Raw genomic sequence first — 19,771 nt, forward strand, 5'->3', positions numbered from 1 at the left:
CGGATGTCAACCGGTGGGTGATGCAGGGGACTTCAGGACCGCCTCCATCACCGCCCGCGCGATCGGCGCCGCGTCGCCGCCCCCGCTGATGTCCCCGCGGTCCGCCTCCGCGTCCTCCACGACGACCGCGACCGCCACCCGCGGCGCCAGGTCCTGGTCGCCCTGCGCCCAGGAGACGAACCAGGCGTACGGCACACCGGAGTTGCCGAGACCGTGCTGGGCGGTACCGGTCTTGCCGCCGACCGTGGCCCCGCGGATCGCGGCGTTGCGCCCGGTGCCGTTCTCGACCACGTCCCGCATCATCGCCCGCAACCGCACCGCGGTGGACGGGTACATGGCCTGGCGGATCGCCCGCGAGCCGGCCGTCGCGAGGGTGCTGCCGCCCGGCCGGGTCGTGCGCTCCACCAGATAGGGGTCCCGTACCTGGCCGCCGTTGGCCACGGCCGCGGCGACCATCGCCATCTGCAACGGTGTGGCGCGGGTGTTGTACTGACCGATCGCCGACAGGGCCAGCTGCGCCCGGTCGAGCGTGGTGTCGAAGGTGGACCGGGCCACCGGGAAGGGGATCCTCAGCTCCGCGTTGTTGAAGCCGAAGGCGTGCGCCGTGGCCGTCATGTCCGTCACGCCCACCTGCACACCGAGCTTGGCGAAGACCGTGTTGCAGGAGAACGTGAAGGCCTCCCGCACGGAGGCGTCCGCACAGCCCTTCGAGGCGTTCGTCAGACGCGTGCGCGTCCCGGGCAGCCGGTAGGGGTCGGGGGAGTCGGTCGGCGCCTCGAGGTCGGTGACCACACCGGCGTCCAGCGCGGCGGCCGCCGTGACGACCTTGAAGGTCGAACCCGGTGGATACGTCTGCCGCACCGCCCGGTTGAGCATCGGCCGGTCCTTGTCCGCGGTGAGCCGGGTCCAGGCCTCGGCCGCCGCCGTGCCGTTGCCCGACAGCGGCTGCGGGTCGTAGGACGGGGCGGACACCAGGGCGAGGATCCGGCCGGTCGACGGCTCCAGCGCCGCCACCGCCCCCTTGCGGCCCGCCAGCCCCTCGTACGCCGCCCGCTGCGCGGCCGGATCGAGCGTCGTGACGACGTCCCCGCCGGCGTTGCGGGCGCGCGTGAAGTCGTTCCACAGCGGGAACGGCGCGAGCATCGGGTCCGCGCCGGACAGCACGCCGTCCTCGGTGCTCTCCAGCAGCGTCGTCCCGTACAGCTGGGAGGCGAAGCCGGTGACCGGGGCGTACAGGGGCCCGTCGGTGTAGGTCCGTTCGTAACGCAGGTGCTCGCGGGTGTCCCGGGAGCCGGTGACGGGCCGGCCGCCGACCAGGATGTCCCCGCGGGGCAGCTCGTAGCGGGTGATGTCCGGACGCCGGTTGGCGGGGTTGCGGTCGTACGCCGGGGCCTGGACGACCTGCACCCGGGCCGCGTTGACCAGCAGCGCCACCAGCAGCAGGACGCAGAAGTACCCGGCGTGCCGGATGTGCCGCGTCACCGGACGTCCTGCCCGTCGTGACAGCGCCGGGCCGAGTCGCTCACCCGGACCAGCAGTGCCACGATCGCCCAGTTGGTGACCACCGAGGACCCTCCCTGGGCGAGGAACGGCATCGCCATGCCGGTCAGCGGGATCAGCCCGGTCACGCCGCCCGCGATCACGAACACCTGGAGCGCCACCAGGGAGGCGAGGCCGACCGCGAGCAGCCGGCCGAAGGGCTCGCGCTGCGCGAGGCCCGCCCGGAAGCCGCGCTCCACCAGCAGCCCGTAGAGGAGGAAGACGGCACACAGGCCGGCCAGGCCGAGTTCCTCGCCGGCGGTGGCCAGGATGAAGTCCGACTTCACGGCGAAGCCGATGAGGAAGGAATGGCCGAGTCCGAGGCCCGTGCCGAGCATCCCGCCCTCCCCGAAGGCGAAGAGCGACTGGGCCAGCTGGTTCGCGCCCTCGCCCGCCTCGATGGAGGCGAAGGGATGCAGCCAGGTCTCGATCCTGCTGTGCACGTGCGGTTCCAGCCGGCCGACGGCCACCGAGCCCAGCGCGGCCAGCAGCAGACCGACCGCGATCCAGCCGGTGCGGCCGGTGGCCACGTAGAGCAGGACCACGAACAGGCCGAAGAAGAGCAGCGATGTGCCGAGGTCACGCTCCAGGACCAGCACGCCCACGCTCACCAGCCAGACGGCGACGATCGGGCCGAGGACGCGGCCGGTGGGGAACTGGAGCCTCCAGACGCGGCGGCCGGTGTAGGCGAGGGCGTTGCGGTTCGCCGCCAGGTACGCCGCGAAGAACACCGCCAGCAGCACCTTCGCGAACTCGCCCGGCTGGATCGAGAACCCCGCCACCCGGATCCAGATACGGGCCCCGTTCACCGCCGGGAACAGGATCGGCAGCGTGAGCAGCACCAGGGCCGCGACCACACAGACGTATGTGTAGCGCTGGAGCACCCGGTGGTCGCGCAGCATCAGCACCACCAGGATGAACAGCGCCACACCCAGCGTCGACCACACCAGCTGGGCCGGAGCCGCCCGGTCGCCCGGGGTCTCCAGGTCGAGCCGGTAGATGAGCACCAGGCCGAGCCCGTTGAGCAGCACCCCGATGGGGAGGAGCAGCGGATCGGCGTACGGGGCCCGCAGGCGTACGGCCAGGTGGGCCAGCAGCGCCAGCACGCCGAGGCCGGCGCCGTAGCCGGCTGCGCCGGGCGGGAGCGCTCCGTGCCGGGCGAGGCCCACGGCGCAGTAGCCGTACACCGACAGCAGGACGGCCAGCACGATCAGGGCGGCTTCGATGCCCCGGCGCCGGGGGAGGGGGCGGGCGGCGGACGCGGGCGGGTCCGCCGTCGCCACGGTGATTCCGGCCTTGCTCATGTCCGGAACCTACCCAAACCATGCATTTTCCGAGCCTTTGGGTGACCGTGTGTCAGCACCAGCGTGGCGCGGGGCCGACGTTGTCGATGTAGCGGGCCGCACCCCAGGCCCAGGTGCCGTCCGTCAGGAGGTACCAGAGGGGATTGCCCTGGACCGACTCGCCGCCGGTCTTGCAGAAGATCGTGACGGTGTCGCCCCGGTGGGCGTACCGGATGATCTGCGAACCGCGGTTCGGGGCGCTGCGCAGCGCCAGTGTGTTCGCCGTGACGACGCCCCTGTACAGGCGCGGGTCGTGGTGGCCGTTGCCGTTGCCGCCGCTCGGGTCGTGGTGGCCGTTGCCGCCGTTGCCGCCGCTGGGGTCCTGCCATCCGTTGCCGCCGTTGGAGTTCTGGTGGCTGCCGTTGCTGTTGCCGTTCCCGCCGCTGGGGTCCCAGTCGTCGTGCGCGTCGGCGGCGGCCGGTGTGATGGCGGCCGCGGCGGCGAGAAGTCCGGCGGCGGTGGCTATGCAGAGGCGGAAGCGCAGGGACATGGGGGATACCTCCATGTGGGGGCGAAAGGGCGGAACCTGACTAATCGCCACATTAGGAGCGCCCTGAGGGTGCCGCCCCCCACGCTGGGCCATAGGAGGGGGCCGGGACGCGACCCAGGAGGAGCGGCCGGACGAGACCCAGGAGGGGACCAGGAGGGGACCAGGAAGGAGCCAGAAGGAGGCCAGGAGGGGCGGGCCCGGGCCCTCAGTCCGTCGCCAGCCGGAGGGTGGCCACCGCTCCGCCCTCCGGCGCGTTCGCGAACTCCAGCCGCGCGCCCAGCACCTCCGCCTGCCCCGCCGCGATGGTCAGCCCCAGCCCGTGCCCGCGCGTACCGCCCTCGGTGCGGAAGCGCTGCGGCCCGTGCGCGACCAGGTACTCGGGGAACCCGTCCCCGTGGTCGCGCACCGTCACCACCGGCCCGTCCACAGTCAGGACGACCGGCCCCCGCCCGTGCTTGTGCGCGTTCGCCACGAGATTGCCCAGCACCCGCTCCAGCCGCCGCCGGTCCGTCTCCACCGACACGTCCCGTACGACCCGGACCTCCGTGCCGTCGCCCGCCGCCCGCACCGCCCGCTCGGCCAGCGGGCCCAGCCGCTCGGTGTCCAGCTCCACCCGCTCCCGCCCGGTGTCCAGCCGGGAGATCTCCAGCAGGTCCTCGGTGAGGGTGCGCAGCGCCGCCACCCGGTCCCGGACCAGTTCCGTGGGACGGCCCGGCGGCAGCAGTTCGGCAGCCGCGTGCAGCCCGGTCAGCGGCGTGCGCAGCTCATGCGCCACATCCGCCGTGAACCGCTGCTCGGCGAGCAGCTTGCCCTGGAGCGAGGCCGCCATCGAGTCCAGGGCGGCGGCGACCGCGGCCACCTCGTCCGGCGGGCCGGCCGTCGAGCGCCGGCCCGTGCGGGGGTCGTTCACCCGCGCGTCCAGGTCGCCCGCGCTGATCCGCCGGGCCACCAGCGCCGTGGTGTGCAGTCGCCGGGTCACCCGCGTCACGGCGAACGCCCCGACCAGCAGGGTCGCCCCGATGGCCAGGCCCGACGACCACAGGATCGCCCGGTCGAGGCCCTCGATCGTGCGGGCCTGCTGCGCGTAGTCGACCGCCACGGCCAGCGCCCGGCCCCCTTCCACGGGACCCGCCGCCCACATCGTGGGGCGCCCCTCGCGCTCGGCGACCATCGTGCCGCGGTCCCCGGCCGCCGCGAGGTCCCGCAGCTCACCGGGCAGCTCCGGCGGATCCACCCCGGCGCCCCGGCGCGGCGTGTCCCCGGCCTCGTACCGCTCCGTCGCCTGCGCCAGCCGCTGCAACGCCTGGTCCCGGGCCTGACCGACCGTCTGGTTCGTCACCTGCACGTGCACCAGGACCCCGAGCAGCGCCGCCAGCGCGCAGCACATCACCGTGATGAAGGCGGCGGCCTTGGCGGCGAGCGTCCCGGACCACTGGGGGAGCGCGGGCCTCATCCGCCGCTCGCCGAGGGGGAGGGGGCGGAGGCCGAGGGTGAGACCGCAGAGGGTGAGACGCCGGGGGACGCGGACCGGGAACCGGTGGGGGAAGCGGCGCCGGAACCGGTGGGGGAGGCCGACGGGTGCCGGGGGTGCTTGCGCGGACCGGTGCGCAGCATCTCGTCATGGGTGAGCAGCATGGCCCGCTGGTCCCGGTCCCAGGTCCACTGGAGGCGGTACTCGTACCCCGCGACCTCGGAGGGCGAGCGGATGACCAGGGAGCGCCCGGCCAGCTCGACACCGCTGAGCGCGTCCTCCCACGCCATCACCTGCACCAGCCGGTGCTTCTCCACGGTGTAGACGCGGACCGCGGTCGTCTTGCCGGGCAGCAACGGGAAACCCAGCGTCAGGTCGTCGCGCCCGTCCCCGGTCAGGTCCCGGTAGTACGGCCGGAGCACCGGGCACTTTCCGCGGCCCGGGCCCTTCGCGCAGTCGCCCATCTCGCGCTCGGTGTCACGGTAGGGCGCCTTGGGGCCCTCGTAGTCACCCGGGCTCCGGGCGATCTCGGCCCGGACGATCTCCACCGGGTCGACCCGCCGGATGTCGTCGCCGGGGACCCTCACCCCCTTGACCACCTCGGTGTTCACCTCGCCGATCTCGAAGGCCGGGCTGGACGCCGGGGTCAGCTCCGGCCAGAGCCGGGCCGGCCCCCGCGCCGTCGGTGTGGAGCCCGCGCCCTCCAGACCGCCCGCGTCGCCGCAGCCCACGGCGGTGGCCAGCAGCAGGGCGACGGCGCAGAGGCGACGGGCGGCCTTCCCGGGGCGGCTGAGGGGCACTGCACTCCTGGCGGTTCGTGGTGATCACACGGGACGGACGGACTCACGGCCGACGCGACCATCGGCCGCGTACACCTTATTCGCGGGGAAGTCCTATTTGCGCGGGAGGGCGGCCGTATGCGTGCGGCCGCATGCGCGCACCGTGGCGTGCGGACGTGACCGTGGCGTGCGGACGTGGCCGTGGCGCGCGGGCGTCTGGGTGAGGCCGTGTGGACATGGGCGGCCGTGCGCGCGAGGTGCTACTCGGTGAGTTCCTCCAGCAGCCGGGCCGTGGCGAGCCCGGCCCGCAGGTACGCGACGAACAGGTCGTTGTGCAGCGCCCAGGGCGAGCGACGGGCCCGGATCAGCCGGATCGCCGCCTCGGCGGAACTGCCCTGACGCATCAGCGCGTGCGCGACGACGAGGCCGGAGCGGTTGTACCCGTGGTAACAGCGGACGAGTACCCGGCGCCCCTCGTCCATCGCCTCGCAAGCGGCCTCGGCCAGCCGGATCACCCCGGCGAGCTGGGTCCCGTCCAGCGGCCCGTCGGGGATCGGCCACACATGGTGCCGGACGCCCGGATCCGGCCCGTGCCCCGGCAGCCGCAGCAACGTCTGCACGAGGTCGAACTCGTTCCGTACGACGGCGAACTCCAGGTGCCCCAAGGACCCCGTGTACTCGTGGCCGCCCATCCAGAGGCCCGGGACGACCTCGCTCCACGGGCTCTGAGGAGCGGGCACGTCGGGTTTACTGCGGGTACGCAACGGCGCCTCCCCACCATCACCGCCCGAGGGTCCGCGGGCAGGCCCAACTCCTCTCCAAGGTAACCGGGTTCTTGCCCCCGCAGCACCCCGCCTGTTCCCATGGACTGGGGTGATGGTGCATGAACGGACTGCGCGTCATACCGACCTGGCGGCACGGCCGGGAGCGGCTGTACGTCTGCCTCCCGGACGGCAGGAACATCGCCTGGTACGACCGTGAGGCGGGCCGGGTGAACCTGCTCGGCGAGGACCGCGAGGACGACGTCCTGCGAACTCTCGGCCCTTTCATCACCGGGCCGGTGACCGTGGGGCCGCCCCCGGTGCCGACCCCCGCCGAACTGGCCCGCCTCAGCCTCCACCCCGACGACGACCTGGCCCCCAACCGCCCCGGCGAGGCCCTCATCGTCGCCCTCGACCGCGACCCCGGCCCCGCACACCGGCTGCGACCCGACCCGCGCCGCAGGGCCCTGGCGGCCGAGCAGACGGTCGGCGACGCCCTGGACGCTCTCGACGGCGCGGGCTGGCACACCCTGCACTCCGTGCCGCTCCCCGGCGGTGACCGCGTTCACCACCTGCTGATCGGCCCCGGCGGCCTCTACGCCGTCCACACCCTGCACGCCCGCAAGCAGCGCGTCCGGATCGCCGACCCCATGATCACGCTGGGCCGCCGCGACCCCCAGCCCCTGCTGCGCCGCCTGCGCACCGACGCCGACCGCGCCTCCTACGCCCTGACGGCAGAGGTCCGCCCCGTCCTCGCCCTGGTGGACCCGGCGGCGGTGTCGATCCCGGCCGCCCCGCGGGACGTCCAGGTCGTGACGGCCCGGGAGGTGGAGGTACTGGCCCGCCGCGGCGGAGTCCTGAAACCGGCGGACGTGGAGGCCCTGCACGCGATGGCCCGTGACCGGAACACCTGGACGCGGGTGTGAGGCGCCATTGACCCGACAGCGGTCCGGCCCAGCGCGTCACCCCACCGAGGCCCGGACCGCCGCCGAGCCGGGCTGCCCACCGACTGCCGGGCTCCCGGGCCCGGGGCACAGCGCGCCGGGGCTGGGAAGATAGCCCGGCGAGAGACGGCGTCCTGGCACGGCAGGGTCGTGGAGGACGGCGTTCCGGCGCGACGGTGTCCCGGCAGGGCACCCACCCGGCTAGGTGTATTGATCACGAGCGTTGTTAACGCTGGCGGGTCTTGAACATGGCGAAGACCTCCGATGTGGTGGAGCTGTCTAGGAACACACCGCACGCAGGTCTTCGTGTCCCACCGTAATGCCCGGCCGACCGTTCATGGCAGGCGACCGCTGGTCGAACTGTGTCCGTTCCGGCCGCCCCGTCGCGCACGTCGCCGCCGGCTGACCGGGACGGAGCGCCGGAGGGGCCGAGAAATGGTTTGCCCACCCGGTGGCTGTGTGTCACCGTTCGGCCTGGACCGGCAGTTGATCATCGGCGGCCGGTTGATGTCGACATGTCGGCGGCCTCTCGGGGGTCCGCCGGAGAGGGGACGAGACGATGGGGACCGGTGCGGTGGGGAACAGTTACGAGGACGTGTGTCGCCGGTCGTTGGCCGAGGAGCAGGCGAAGAGCGTTGCCGGGACCAACAACTGGGAGCATGTGGACAGGGAGCGGGTTCACCGGGACTGGGACGTGCTGTACCGGGAGATCACGGCTTTCCTGGACGGTGGCTCCCTGCCAGGGGACCAGCAGATCCAGGAGCTCGTCCGCAGGCACTTCGACATTGTTAGCCGTTTCTACACCCCCTCCAGGGAGGCTTACGTCGGCATGTCGCTCTTCTACGCCGAGGACGAGGCCATGAGGGCGTTCCACGATTCCTACCACCCGGGGATGGCGGAGTTCCTGGGCGCCGCGATCAAGGTGTTCGCCGAGCAGGGGAGCGGGTTCGCCCCCAGCGCAGGGGCCGAGGCTTCGGCATAGTCGGGCGACACGGGCCAGGACACGCACGGACGGGGTAGGCCCCAGCAGCGGATCCCGCGTCGGTGCAGGTAGGCGCGGTTCTTGCGGGAGGCGTACGCCTTATCGGCCCGCACGCGGTCGGGGCGGAGGCGTGGCCGGCCCGGCCTCCAGCGCAGGCCCCGGCCATGACGCCACCCTGGAACGGCAGCGCAGCGACCCGGTTACGACGGCACCCGAAGGGCGGCACAGAGCCCTGGCCGCGACAGCACCCCCCGGAACGGCACAGCAGTACCCGCCAATGACGGCACCCTGAAACGGCACCGCAGGCCCCGGCAATGACGGCACCCCGGAACGGCAGCGCAGGGCCCGGCCATGACGGCACCCCGAAACGGCAGCACAGGGCCCCCGGCTACGACAGGCACGTCCGAACGGCCCCTGGCCCCCGGCCGCCGCGACAGCCTCCGCTCGACAGCCCCCGCACTCGACGACCCCCGGCTAAGGCAGCACCCCGGCCGAGTCCGCGTCCAGCAGCGGCGCGAGCAGGTCCCCGAAGTCCTGCACCCGCGGTGCGATGTCCCCGGCGCGGAAGTCCAGCCGCCCGGGGGCGCGGCAGTCCTCGATCTCCGCCCAGGTCACCGGCGCCGAGACGGTCGGTTCCGCGCGGGCCCGGAGGGTGTAGGGCGTCGCGGTCGTCTTGCGGGCGGCGTTCTGGCTCCAGTCGACGAAGACCTTCCCGGGCCGAAGGCTCCTGGTCATCCGGTGCAGCGCGAGCCGCGGCATGGCCTTCTCGGCCTCGACGGCGAGCGCCTTGGCGTACTCGGACACCCGCTCGGAGGAGGCCCCGCGCACGGCGGCGAGCAGATGCAGCCCCTTCGAGCCGGAGGTCTTCGCGCAGGTCTCGATGCCGTCGCGCGCGAGCCGCTCCCGCAGCCACAGCGCGACCTCGCAGCACTGCACGATGCCCGCCGGCGCCCCGGGATCGAGGTCGAAGACGATCCGGTCGGCCTCGTCCGGCGTGTCCACGAGCCACTGGTGGGTGTGGAACTCGGTGACGAGGTTGGCCGCCCACATCAGACTCGGCAGATCCTGCACCAGGACCATCCGCGAGGGCCCCTCGACCCGGGGCACCTCGGCGGTGGTGACCCACTCGGGCGTACCCGGCGGCACGTTCTTGGTGAAGAACACCTGCCCGTCCGGCCCGTCGGGATAGCGCAGGAAGGACACCGCCCGATCACGCAGATGGGGCAACAGAACCTCGGCGACGGTCGCGTAGTAGTGCAGCACCTCGCCCTTGGTGAAGCCGGTGGCGGGATACAGCACCTTCTCCAGATTGCTGAGAGCGAGCCGTCGCCCCTCCACCTCGGTGATAGGCGCCATACGATAAGAATCCCACGCAAACCGTGACGAACACTCCCGAGCGTGACCGGAAGGGTGCTGCACGTGAGATCCATCTGGAACGGCGCCATCTCGTTCGGCCTGGTCAGCATTCCGATCAAGCTGGTGAACGCCACCGAGAGCCACTCGATCTCCTTCCGCCAGATCCACACCGAGGACGGCGGCCGCATCCGCTACCGCAAGTTCTGCGAACTGGAGGACCGGGAGGTCACCCAGGGAGAGATCGGCAAGGGCTACGAGGACGCGGACGGCACGATCATCCCGATCACCGAGGAGGATCTGTCCAGCCTGCCGCTCCCGACGGCCAAGACGATCGAGATCGTCGCCTTCGTCCCGGCCGACCGGATCGACCCCCTCCAGATGGACGCCGCGTACTACCTGCAAGCCAGCGGCGCCCCGGCGGCGAAGCCGTACACCCTGCTGCGGGAGGCGCTGAAGCGCAGCAACAAGGTGGCGATCGCCAAATTCGCCCTGCGCGGCAGGGAGCGCCTGGGCATGCTCAGGGTCGTCGGCGAGGCCATCGCCATGCACGGCCTGCTGTGGCCTGACGAGGTCCGCGCCCCGGAAGGCCTGGCCCCCGAGACCAACGTCACCGTCCGTGACCAGGAACTGGACCTGGCCGACGCCCTGATGGACACCCTCGGCGAGGTCGACCTGGAGGACCTGCACGACGAGTACCGCGAGGCCGTGGAGGAGGTCATCGCCGCGAAGGCCGCCGGCGAGGCCCCGCCCCAGGCCCCGGAAGCGCCCACGGGCGGCAAGGTCCTGGACCTGATGGCGGCCCTGGAGAACAGCGTCCGCGCGGCCCGCGAATCCCGTGGCGAGGAGGCCGAGCACGCCGAGGTGAAGCCGCTCCCGCAGCGCAAGACGGCCCGGGCGGCCCCCAAGCAGACCGGCGGCAAGAAGTCGACGTCCACCGCCAAGAAGACGGCGGCCAAGAAGACCACGGCGGCGAAGAAGTCGACGGCGAAGTCGGGCCAGGGCACGGCCAAGAAGACGGCGTCGAAGAGCACCGCGAAGAAGACGGCGGCGAAGAAGTCGGCATCACGCAAACGCTCGGCCTGACCCCCCGGGCCATCAGTCCCGAAGACAGGCTGGAGGGGCACCATGCCGTACCCCACACACCCCACACACCCCACGCACCACGGCACCGACGACGCGCTCGACATCCACTTCATCGGCAACGCGACCGTCCTGCTGTCGTACGGCCCGCTCACCCTGCTCACCGACCCGAACTTCCTGCACCGGGGCCAGTACGCCTACCTCGGCTACGGCCTGGTGAGCCGCCGTCTGACCGAACCGGCCCTCGACGTCCACGAACTGCCGCGCCTCGACGCCGTCGTGCTGTCACACCTGCACGGAGACCACTGGGACCGCCGCGCCCGCCGGCACCTGGACCACACCGTGCCGATCCTGACCACTCCGCACGCGGCACGCCGCCTCAGGGCGGTGCACGGTTTCCACCGCACGGCGGGGCTGCGCACCTGGAAGGCGCTCACCCTCCAGCGCGACGGCACACAGGTCACCGTCACCGCACTGCCCGGCAGGCACGCCGGTCACGCGATGCTGCGCAGGATGCTGCCGCCGGTGATGGGAAGCATGCTCGAGTTCGGCCCGGCCGGAGGCCCGCCCCATATGCGCCTCTACGTCTCGGGCGACACGCTCCTGTACGACGGCCTCACCGAGATCACCGAACGCTTCCCGGCGGCCGACCTCGCCGTCCTCCACCTGGGCGGCACCCGCCTCCCCGGCGGCTTCGTGGTCACCATGGACGGCTCCCAGGGCGCCGAACTGGCCCGCCGCCTGGCCCCCCGGCTCGTGTTGCCCGTCCACTACGGGGACTACACGGTGATGCGCTCGCCCCTGTCGGAGTTCCTGGCCGAGGCCGACCGGATCGGCCTCGGCGAACGGGTCCTCCACTGCGGCCACGGCGCACACGTCCGCGTCCCGTGCGCTCCCGGGACGGCCCCGAAGGCCGGCTGACTCCCGGCCTCAGGCCACCCGCCTGCCCTCCTGCTGCTCGTCCTCGCCCTCCTCCTCGTCCGGCAGATGGACGTCGCCGACCGCGATGTTGACCTCCACGACCTCGAGCCCGGTCATCCGCTCCACCGCGTTGATGACGTTGGTACGGACGTCAGCGGCGGTGTCGGCGATGGCGGCGCCGTACTCGACGACCAGCGCGAGATCAACGGCGGCCTGGCGCTCGCCCACCTCCACCTTGACCCCCTGGGTGACCCCACCGCCCCCGCCCGGCACCCGCTGACGCAAGGCCCTGGTCATCCCGCCACCGAGATGATGCACCTCCGGAATCTCCCGGGCCGCCATACCCGCGATCTTCGCGACGACCGGGTCCGCGATGGCGGTACTCCCACGCGTCCCGGGAGCGCCCAGGCCGTCCTGCGATGTGTTACTGCGCTGAGTGGTCTCCGTCATGACCGTCACCTCGAAGAATCGGTGAGGGATGAGCAGCATCGTTCCTCTCCACGGTAGAACAATGGTGCGTATGGGGCGAAAGTGCGGTTCTGTTCCCCTCTGCCGCCTCACCCCTCCCGGGTGAGGCGGCACGCCCCCTGCCACGGGGCACGCCGAGACCGGGACCTGGCTGAGGGGACAGGACGCAAGAGGGGCGGGAGTCAATGAGGCCGACTCCATGCCCTCTTGCGTCGGCATCCACCAAGTCAAGAGCGAGAATTTAGGTGACTAGGCGTGTGCCCCGGCAGGATGCAGACCTGCGTACACGGCTCCCGAGGACCCTTGGCTCTCTGAGGAAGCTACTGTCAGCGCGCCTTACGGACGCTCGATCGGCCGGGGTCTGTCCACAGATAGTCCGCGACATCGGTGACCCCGCTTCAGGGCGACGGGTAGACAGGACGCCGACGTAGCGCTGCCCAGTGGCATGCGGGAGTTCATAGATCAGGACTCCGAACTGACTGCCGTGTTTCCAACCGCCCACCTACTTAACCGACATCAACCCATGCGAGCGCATCTGGTCACGGGCAAACACTGCATCAGTGACCTTGCCGCCGCAGAGTCTTCTAGGTGGCCAAGGTCTTCGAACGCAGGCTGAAGCAGACCCCGTACTGGCTCAACGTGATCCACTGCTGCCTTGCTGACACCGCTCTGACCTTGGCGGGTGACCGGTCAGGAATACAAGCCCCGTAGTGAAGAACTACCCGATCCCATTTATTCAATCTCCGTTGGTAGCTCTGTGGGTGATGTCGGACTGTTGGCTTTGAGTTCCTGTAGGAAGTCTTCAACTCGGTCAACTAGACGCTGATTCTTCTGAATATGCCCCAGGAAGAAACGCATTGCGCGAACGGCGTTCTCCTGTTTCGGGACATCCCAAAGCCGAACAGTGCGGAGCATCTCTTCCGTGGAGAATGTTCTGACGCTATTTTCTTCGAGTCTTGCGAGGATATAGGGATCGAACGAGCGGGCAAAAACAACTGCGTCGAGATCAGGGAACGCGGAAGACTCTTCAATAAAAGTCAGTAGGTCTGCTTCATCGGATTTGCCCAGGTGCTTATCTTTAGCCTCGGCGGCCAGTACGACATTTTCTCCTAGATATCCACTCACGTCCCCGATCACGCCAGCTCTCCGTGACCCTGTATTAACTCTCTGGGAAACGACAGTCAATGTTGGAGAGTCAGCGTAGAGATACCCGTACACTATGGCTTGAAACATTGCTCCTCCGGTGGTCCCGGAGCCGGTGTCCAGCGACTCGATGATCTCAAAAAACGGGCGAGGCTGGCGAATTCGGTGAATCGTGCTTATGGTCTTTGGCCTAGCGAGGACCCCCATTTCCCACACCCATTCGGCAATCGCGCGTCTACCGCTAGGGCTCGTGGCCAGGATACTTGCGATAAATGGCTCATACATGAGCCATTTAGATGTCGCGTGCCCAGGTGCTGATGGATGCTCCCGGCGCATTCGGCCAATGATGACTTCAGCTGCTGCGTTATAGAATCGCCGGACAGGAACTTCTGTACCGTCTGGCGCTATCCAGACTAGCTGATCTACGGCCTTTGCGGCCGATGTCACCTTACGTGCAATTTGCGTGAAGGCGTCCGCTTGCTGAGACGTACCAAGGTGGCCGAGGAGTTTCTCCGCCTGAGCGATGAACGCCAAGCAGAGCGCAGGCCAAAAGTTCTGACGCTCAGGTCGTTCATGTGCCAGCCATGCGATAGCTGCAACAGCATGGCTATCAACACCGTCTAGATCGCGCGTAGTGAACCCTGCTGGCAGCTCAAGGGCGTCCTCGAACTCGCTCAGCGGCTTGTCGAACTGGCTAGTCATGGCGCCATCCTAGCCAAGGGGCTACGCCCAGTGATCGGGGTCGAGCAGGGAGCGGCCGAGTGATTCTGCGAGGAGCGGCGGCACGGCGTTTGCCACTTGGAGGCGCTGGCTCGTCGAGGGGCCTGTGAAGAAGAAGGAGTCCGGGAATGACTGAAGCCTTGCGCCTTCTCGAGTTGTGAGACCTCGATCCTGCTTAGGATGGATGCACCTGGTGCCGCTAGGCTTGCCCATATTTTGTGTGACTGCAACCGCTGGTAGCCACGACGCTAGCCGGCTATAAGAATTATGGAAACCCGACTTCGGCTGCAGATGGTCGGGGATCGACGTTCTATTTCCGCCGTCAGGGATGTGGGAAATGGCTTCCACGAGATGCGGAGGGTGTTTTGATGCAGTATGCCCTTGGAGTTCAATCATTTCCTCACGCATGAGTCTTTGGAAGTCTGACTTCGCCGGAGCATCGTACATAGTCGCCGATTCTCCAGGTTGAAGCTTTGGAAGGTCTCCGATGGCTTGTTCTACGGACACATACTGGTCGGCTTGCAAGAGCGGATCGAGACCTTTGAAGTCTGCTTCCCGGTGTCCTACAAAGAGGACTCGACGGCGAAGTTGTGGGACTCCATGATCAGCTGCGCTCGCTACCTGGAAGCGGACTCGATATCCGATTTCCCTGAACGCTTCGGCGACCTCCTGCTCATAGCTCATGTCTTTGAGTCCGAGCACGTTCTCAAGAACGAAACCGTCCGGTTCGAGATATTGCACAATTCGCCGGAAGTGTTCGAAAAGTCGATTGCGCTGATCGTTCCGGTTCCTCTTTCCTACGGTGCTGTATCCCTGGCATGGAGGGCCGCCCACTACCCAGTTTGGACGCTGCGGAATGATGCTTTTCATTTTATTTGCAGTAAGGTCCGCCACGTCGCCGCACTCTGCCGTGTGGCCCGGGAGATTCAGCCTGTAGGTATCGATCGCGTCCGACCATGCGTCGAGCGCGTAGATTGGTGTCAAGCCGGCGCGCTGGAGGCCGAAAGTCAGGCCTCCAGCGCCAGAGAACAGGTCGATGAACGTGTCGTCGGGCATGGCTAGCAGAGTAGTCTATCGCTATGACGCAACGGTGGGTTGGGTAGTTTTGTCATATTATGTACCGGCGGGGCCCGACAGCATATGGGCGGGGGGGGCGGTGTAGCGATTTACCTCGGTCTGGGGTCGAGCGTGATCAAGGGGCCGTACGCTGGTTGGCAAGCGGGCAGGCGCTGGACCACCGGCGGCCTGGCGCGTGGTGTTGCACAGGGCCTGACAGGTGATCAGGTAGGCGTAGACCTCCTGATGGACCCGGCGAATCGTGGGCGCGGGACGTGGTGGAGGCCAGCCTTGAGCGACGAAGAAGACGGTCTCGGCTTCCCAGCACTGCTGGTAGAGACGGGCAACGTCGGCGGCATGGCAGCGGCGAGCGTCAAACAGGGCGGTGCGACGGTGGTGGTCACCTCGATAGGCCCGAGCCGTCCGGCGGTACCTGCAAGGTCGGCTGCGGATGCGGGGTTCTGGTGCTGGGGAACAGCCGGTGAGCGCGGCGTCGGTGACCTCACGCATCAGCGCTTGGCCGTCGCAGTCGCGGTCGGCTAGCAGCAGCATTCCTAGGGTGAGGCTGGCGGCAGACAACCGACCTGTCTGGCCTCACCGCCTGTGGGGCCGAAGGCAGCAACGAATGAGGCCCCTGGGTAAACTCCAGGGGCCTCGGACACGGTCAGGTCGTGTCACTTGCATCAGCCTATCAATCTCGGTTGGCGACTTCTTGCCGTCAGTCGTTCGCCGAGCGGGTGTTGGCCGCCGCCGTGGCGTTGCTCCTGTCCGGCGCGCATGACTGAGGGGCGTTGTGCTGGAACACCGCCCATACGACACTGAGCCACGCGATTAAAAGAGGAGGCGTCGCAACACACGCGACGTAGGATCTCGCCTTGCAAGTAATGAGGGTGCGCCTAGCGGAGCGCCCTCGACGGGCTCCGCCAACGTGCGGCAGCAGCTGCTCCCCCTCAGCCTATTTCCGGCGATGGTCCGCCCCCGTTGCCGCATCGATGACGGCAGCGGTCCGGTCCGCCGGCTCCTTCTGCCCAGCTTCGGTCGTTGGCCCGGGCGCCACCCCTTCCGTTGCTGGCCTGGTCAACAGCACTACCGCTTTGGTCACAGACGGCCGCACCCATGTCACATAAACCGCTCAGCGATGCCGCCGCGGCCTTCGACCTAAAAGACCTGGCAGTGACCTCCCTTGCTTGCCACCCGCTGCACGCAGCCCACCGCCGGGCGCGGCCAGCCAGGGCGCAGACAGACATCCCATGCTCGCCGGTGATCTCCCGCTGACACCCGGCCTTCGTCAGAATCGCTCGCAACTGGGCGCGGGTGAGCTGGGCGGCCCGGGGGGAGTGGGCGCTGCAGAGCGGGGGTGACGGGTGAGGCGAGGCCTGCGCGGAGGGCGTGGAGACGGTGAGGAAGGCGGGAAGTGCTCGCGCGGGTGGGAGCGCAGTCGGTTACCGCTCCGGACGCGGTCCCAGATGGCGTCCTGCTGGGCGCGGACCAGGATGGTGATGGCGTGCGAGGTGGCTGTCCGCTGGCTGGGGCCGGTGTTCTGCGGGGTCGGTGCGCAGGACTGTTTTGCCAAGACCTTGGCGTCGAGGTGGTCGGACGTCTTGCGGCTGAGTGCGTAGCGGGCGGCGGTCAGCGGGTTGATCACGTGAATGGGTCTGCCGGTGGCGCGTAAGCAGGCGACACCGTTCGTGGGGGTCGGCGCCGGTGCGGCAAACGCCGCCATCCCGGGGCCCCGGGCCGTCCCTCCCAACCGCCGAAGCGGCATCCGAAAGGAAGACCCATCATCACCTGTCAGACTCAGCCCCCGCTGGCGGAACTCTCCATGCTGGCCTCCCCCGGCACCATGCCCGAGCTGACCCGTCAACTCTCCGGCTTGGGAGGCAACACGTCCGCCCTGAAGGCCACCGCTCCGAGTATGCGGTCGACCGGCGAAAGCGGGCGCATTCTCCGTCACCTCGACTTGCCTCTCTGCTCGTCGGAAGCCCCGCTAGTCCGCTGCAACGACCGTCGTGCCACCCGCTGCGCGGCCTGTGCGGAGGTCTACCGTCGAGACACCTTCCACCTGATCACCGCCGGACTCCGCGGCGGCAAGGGCACCGCCGAACAGGTCGGCACACACCCGCGCGTCTTCGCCACCCTCACCGCACCGAGCTTCGGCGCAGTCCACAACCGACCCTCCAGCGGACGGCCCTGCCGCTGCGGTGCCCGGCACGACGACACAGACCCGGTCTTCGGTACGCCCCTCGATCCGGACGCGTACGACTACGAAGCGGCTGTCCTCTGGAACGCACACGCCGGAGCCCTCTGGCAGCGTTTCTCGATCTACCTGCGCCGTGAGATCGCCAAGCGCGCCGGCCTCACCCAGCGCGCGTTTCGGGAACTGCTGGCCGACGCCATCCATGCCGCCGCCACCGCCACACGCGTCAACGGACCGAACGTCGACGGCCGCGCCCACGCCTTCACCTTCGGCCGTCAACTCGACGTGCGCACCATCCGCTCGGCCGACTTTGACGGCGGCCAGGAGCTGTCCGAGCGGGCCGTAGCGGCGTACATCGCCAAGTACGCCACCAAAGGCGCCGAGACAGCGACCGGCGCCCTGGACCGACCGATCCGCTTCCTCGCCGAACTCGCACAGGCCCGGATCACCGACCACGCCCGCCGCATGATCCGAACGGCCTGGACCCTCGGCGCCCGCAAGGACCTCGAACACCTCCGCCTGCGCGCCTGGGCCCACATGCTCGGCTTCCGCGGCCACTTCTCCACCAAGTCCCGCCGCTACTCCACCACCCTCGGCGCCCTCCGCGACGCCCGCGCCGAATGGCGCCGCGCCCAAGCCATCACGGCCGCTCCTCGGGGACGGCGAAACCACGCTCGTCCTCGCCCACTGGGTCTTCGTCGGAACCGGCCTCAGTAACGGCGAGGCCTGGCTGGCCGCATCCCTCAACCCGCCCCGGAACGGAAGGAGAACCGTCGCGGGAGGTGTCTTCTCGGAGTCCTTCCGCGCCAACGCGCTTGCTGATCACTACCTCACGAAGCTCATGCGTGGCTTCGGCGGGCTTCGGCCGGCGGAAGCTGTGGCGCTGCGTCGTCCGGACTGCACGCTGCCGGAGACCGGGTGGGGTTCGCTGATCCTGGAGAAGACCCGCCCGACCGTCGGGAAGCGTTGGACCGGGACCGGGGAGGTTCACGACAACCGCGGCCTCAAGAATCGCCCCACGAATGAAACCCGCATCGTCCCGATCCCACCTCGCCTCGTCCGCATGCTCCTCGCCCACATCGAGGAGTTCGGCACCGCCAAGGACGGGCGGCTGTTCGCCAACGAACGTGGGGGAGTGGTCGCCTCCACTACGTACTGGCGGGTCTGGGACGAGGCCCGGTACCTGGCGCTCACGCCGGAACAGGTAGCCTCGCCGCTGGCCGCTCGACCGTACGACCTGAGGCACGCCGCGCTCTCCTCCTGGCTCAACGCTGGCGTCGACCCCACCGAGGTGGCGGAACGCGCGGGCAACAGCGTCGAAGTGCTGCTGAGCCGGTACGCGAAGTGTCTCGACGGCCGCCAGGACGTTGCGAACCGCCGGATCGCCGAGCTTCTCGGTGAGGGCGACGGCCAGGAGGACGAGCCCGGCGACGGGACCTGATCCCGGCACACCTCGGACACGCGCACCTGCGGCATGATGGCCCCTGTACTACGGTCCGGGGGCCTCGGCGTTTTCCGGCCCTGACCTGCGGATTCCTGGCCTGTGGCCAGTTCACGGATAGTCCACGGCACCCGACATACAGCCGCTCCGACCAGCACACGCCTGCACATACGCGAAGACCCCGTCTCAGCGAAAGCGCTGATGGCGGGGTCTTTGGGCACCTCATGCAAGGTGCCCCCGGCAGGATTCGAACCTGCGCACACGGCTCCGGAGGCCGTTGCTCTATCCCCTGAGCTACGGGGGCGTGTCGGGCGGGAGCTGTTGCTCGCGGCGACGGGTAGAACACTACCAGCTCCCTCGGGGTGGTCATGAACGGGTTTCCACTGCCGGGGGCGGGGGTGCGGGTCGTCGCTGTCGGCAGCGGCGTGTAGGCCGTCGCTGTCGGGAGCGGCGTGCGGGTCGTCGCTGTCGAATGGCGGGGGTGCGGCTCGTCCGTGCGGGGTGGAAGTGGGGAAAACCCGGACGCGACGGCCGGGGCCGACCTACTCTCGAGTTGTGCCAGGCGCGTCGGGTCGGGTCCTTGTCGTGGACGACAACAAGGTCATCCGGCAGTTGATCAGGGTCAACCTCGAGCTTGAGGGGCTGGAGGTCGTGACCGCGGCCGATGGTGCCGAGTGTCTGGAAGTCGTTCATCAGGTGCGGCCTGACGTCGTGACCCTCGACGTCGTCATGCCGCGGCTGGACGGGATCCGCACCGCCGCTCGGCTCCGGGCCGACCCCCGCACCAGGGACGTACCGCTCGCCATGGTCAGCGCCTGCGGCCACCACGAGATCGAGGCGGGGCTCGAAGCCGGCGTCGACGCCTTCCTCGCCAAGCCCTTCGAGCCCGCCGAACTCGTGCGGATGGTCCGGCAGTTGCTCGAGCGGGCCCAGGGTCGGGGCCGGGGCCTCGGTGACGGTCCCGACGCCGGCGGCGACGGGGCCCAGGTGAAGGAAGTGGACCTGCCCGCCGTGCCGTAGGCACGTCACCGGTGCACAGCCCCGAACAGGCTCCGCGTCCACATCCCGGACCGTACCGAA

General features: G+C 69.5%; 17 protein-coding genes, 1 tRNA gene and 3 pseudogenes. 8 read left to right on the forward strand and 13 right to left on the reverse strand.

From position 1 onward, the window contains the following. Positions 1-6: 6 nt before the first annotated feature. From AB0I06_RS04620 to AB0I06_RS04645, 6 genes are all read right to left on the reverse strand, one after another. Positions 7-1,482 carry a penicillin-binding transpeptidase domain-containing protein gene (locus AB0I06_RS04620; RefSeq protein ID WP_363117266.1) on the reverse strand — a complete coding sequence of 492 codons (1,476 nt, stop codon included), beginning with the start codon at positions 1,480-1,482 and terminating at the stop codon, positions 7-9. After that, complete coding sequence (locus AB0I06_RS04625) at positions 1,479-2,843, reverse strand: FtsW/RodA/SpoVE family cell cycle protein (protein WP_363117267.1); 1,365 nt, start codon at positions 2,841-2,843, stop codon at positions 1,479-1,481. Before AB0I06_RS04625 ends, AB0I06_RS04620 begins: the two co-directional genes overlap by 4 nt. A 52-nt stretch (positions 2,844-2,895) precedes the next feature. Further along, complete coding sequence (locus AB0I06_RS04630; RefSeq protein WP_363117268.1) at positions 2,896-3,372, reverse strand: SH3 domain-containing protein; 477 nt, start codon at positions 3,370-3,372, stop codon at positions 2,896-2,898. A gap of 205 nt (positions 3,373-3,577) precedes the next feature. Beyond that, positions 3,578-4,825, reverse strand: coding sequence for an ATP-binding protein (locus tag AB0I06_RS04635; protein WP_363117269.1), 1,248 nt, complete (start codon positions 4,823-4,825; stop codon positions 3,578-3,580). Next, positions 4,822-5,643, reverse strand: a complete 822-nt coding sequence (locus AB0I06_RS04640; RefSeq protein WP_363117271.1) for a hypothetical protein — start codon at positions 5,641-5,643, stop codon at positions 4,822-4,824. The genes AB0I06_RS04635 and AB0I06_RS04640 overlap by 4 nt, the downstream gene beginning before the upstream one ends. A 239-nt stretch (positions 5,644-5,882) precedes the next feature. After that, positions 5,883-6,386: a dual specificity protein phosphatase family protein gene (locus AB0I06_RS04645; RefSeq protein ID WP_363117273.1), complete on the reverse strand. Its 504-nt coding sequence runs from the start codon at positions 6,384-6,386 to the stop codon at positions 5,883-5,885. 119 nt (positions 6,387-6,505) lie between these two features. Between AB0I06_RS04645 and AB0I06_RS04650 the strand changes: the two genes are divergently transcribed. Beyond that, on the forward strand, positions 6,506-7,309 hold the full coding sequence (locus AB0I06_RS04650) for a nuclease-related domain-containing protein (protein ID WP_363117274.1): 804 nt from the start codon (positions 6,506-6,508) through the stop codon (positions 7,307-7,309). A gap of 577 nt (positions 7,310-7,886) precedes the next feature. Continuing rightward, positions 7,887-8,309 carry a TipAS antibiotic-recognition domain-containing protein gene (locus tag AB0I06_RS04655; RefSeq protein ID WP_363117275.1) on the forward strand — a complete coding sequence of 141 codons (423 nt, stop codon included), beginning with the start codon at positions 7,887-7,889 and terminating at the stop codon, positions 8,307-8,309. 47 nt (positions 8,310-8,356) lie between these two features. Here the strand turns inward: AB0I06_RS04655 and AB0I06_RS04660 are convergent. Further along, positions 8,357-8,449: pseudogene (locus tag AB0I06_RS04660) on the reverse strand (IS5/IS1182 family transposase); the annotation flags it as partial. A gap of 334 nt (positions 8,450-8,783) precedes the next feature. Then, the gene (ligD, locus tag AB0I06_RS04665; RefSeq protein WP_363117276.1) at positions 8,784-9,665 is read right to left on the reverse strand and encodes a non-homologous end-joining DNA ligase; all 882 of its coding nucleotides are present in this window, start codon (positions 9,663-9,665) and stop codon (positions 8,784-8,786) included. 54 nt (positions 9,666-9,719) lie between these two features. On the opposite strand from ligD, the gene AB0I06_RS04670 reads away from it, so the two are divergent. Continuing rightward, a complete protein-coding gene (locus AB0I06_RS04670) occupies positions 9,720-10,748 on the forward strand; it encodes a Ku protein (RefSeq protein WP_363117682.1) in 1,029 nt (342 codons plus the stop codon). A gap of 42 nt (positions 10,749-10,790) precedes the next feature. Beyond that, positions 10,791-11,666, forward strand: a complete 876-nt coding sequence (locus tag AB0I06_RS04675; RefSeq protein ID WP_363117277.1) for an MBL fold metallo-hydrolase — start codon at positions 10,791-10,793, stop codon at positions 11,664-11,666. A gap of 9 nt (positions 11,667-11,675) precedes the next feature. On the opposite strand, the gene AB0I06_RS04680 is transcribed toward AB0I06_RS04675, so the two are convergent. The 3 genes from AB0I06_RS04680 to AB0I06_RS04690 form a co-directional block, all read right to left on the reverse strand. Next, on the reverse strand, positions 11,676-12,116 hold the full coding sequence (locus AB0I06_RS04680; protein ID WP_363117278.1) for an Asp23/Gls24 family envelope stress response protein: 441 nt from the start codon (positions 12,114-12,116) through the stop codon (positions 11,676-11,678). Positions 12,117-12,866: 750 nt separating this feature from the next. Next, on the reverse strand, positions 12,867-13,979 hold the full coding sequence (locus tag AB0I06_RS04685; protein ID WP_363117279.1) for a hypothetical protein: 1,113 nt from the start codon (positions 13,977-13,979) through the stop codon (positions 12,867-12,869). 21 nt (positions 13,980-14,000) lie between these two features. Beyond that, positions 14,001-15,053 carry a DNA cytosine methyltransferase gene (locus tag AB0I06_RS04690; RefSeq protein WP_363117280.1) on the reverse strand — a complete coding sequence of 351 codons (1,053 nt, stop codon included), beginning with the start codon at positions 15,051-15,053 and terminating at the stop codon, positions 14,001-14,003. 291 nt (positions 15,054-15,344) lie between these two features. Here AB0I06_RS04690 and AB0I06_RS04695 point away from each other — a divergent pair, with 291 nt between their 5' ends. Next, complete coding sequence (locus tag AB0I06_RS04695; protein ID WP_363117281.1) at positions 15,345-15,596, forward strand: hypothetical protein; 252 nt, start codon at positions 15,345-15,347, stop codon at positions 15,594-15,596. 745 nt (positions 15,597-16,341) lie between these two features. Here the strand turns inward: AB0I06_RS04695 and AB0I06_RS04700 are convergent. Continuing rightward, the gene (locus AB0I06_RS04700; RefSeq protein ID WP_363117282.1) at positions 16,342-16,818 is read right to left on the reverse strand and encodes a transposase; all 477 of its coding nucleotides are present in this window, start codon (positions 16,816-16,818) and stop codon (positions 16,342-16,344) included. 57 nt (positions 16,819-16,875) lie between these two features. On the opposite strand from AB0I06_RS04700, the pseudogene AB0I06_RS04705 reads away from it, so the two are divergent. Then, positions 16,876-18,026: pseudogene (locus tag AB0I06_RS04705) on the forward strand (replication initiator); the annotation flags it as partial. A 74-nt stretch (positions 18,027-18,100) separates the two neighbouring features. Beyond that, a pseudogene (locus tag AB0I06_RS04710) lies at positions 18,101-18,691 on the forward strand (site-specific integrase); the annotation flags it as partial. A gap of 232 nt (positions 18,692-18,923) precedes the next feature. On the opposite strand, the gene AB0I06_RS04715 reads toward AB0I06_RS04710, so the two are convergent. Then, positions 18,924-18,995 (reverse strand) — tRNA-Arg (locus AB0I06_RS04715). Between the two features lie 203 nt (positions 18,996-19,198). Between AB0I06_RS04715 and AB0I06_RS04720 the strand changes: the two genes are divergently transcribed. Further along, the gene (locus AB0I06_RS04720; protein WP_363117283.1) at positions 19,199-19,711 is read left to right on the forward strand and encodes a response regulator; all 513 of its coding nucleotides are present in this window, start codon (positions 19,199-19,201) and stop codon (positions 19,709-19,711) included. Positions 19,712-19,771 lie beyond the last annotated feature (60 nt).

It is taken from the genome of Streptomyces sp. NPDC050674 (assembly GCF_040654575.1).
In the GTDB taxonomy this organism is placed as follows: domain Bacteria; phylum Actinomycetota; class Actinomycetes; order Streptomycetales; family Streptomycetaceae; genus Streptomyces.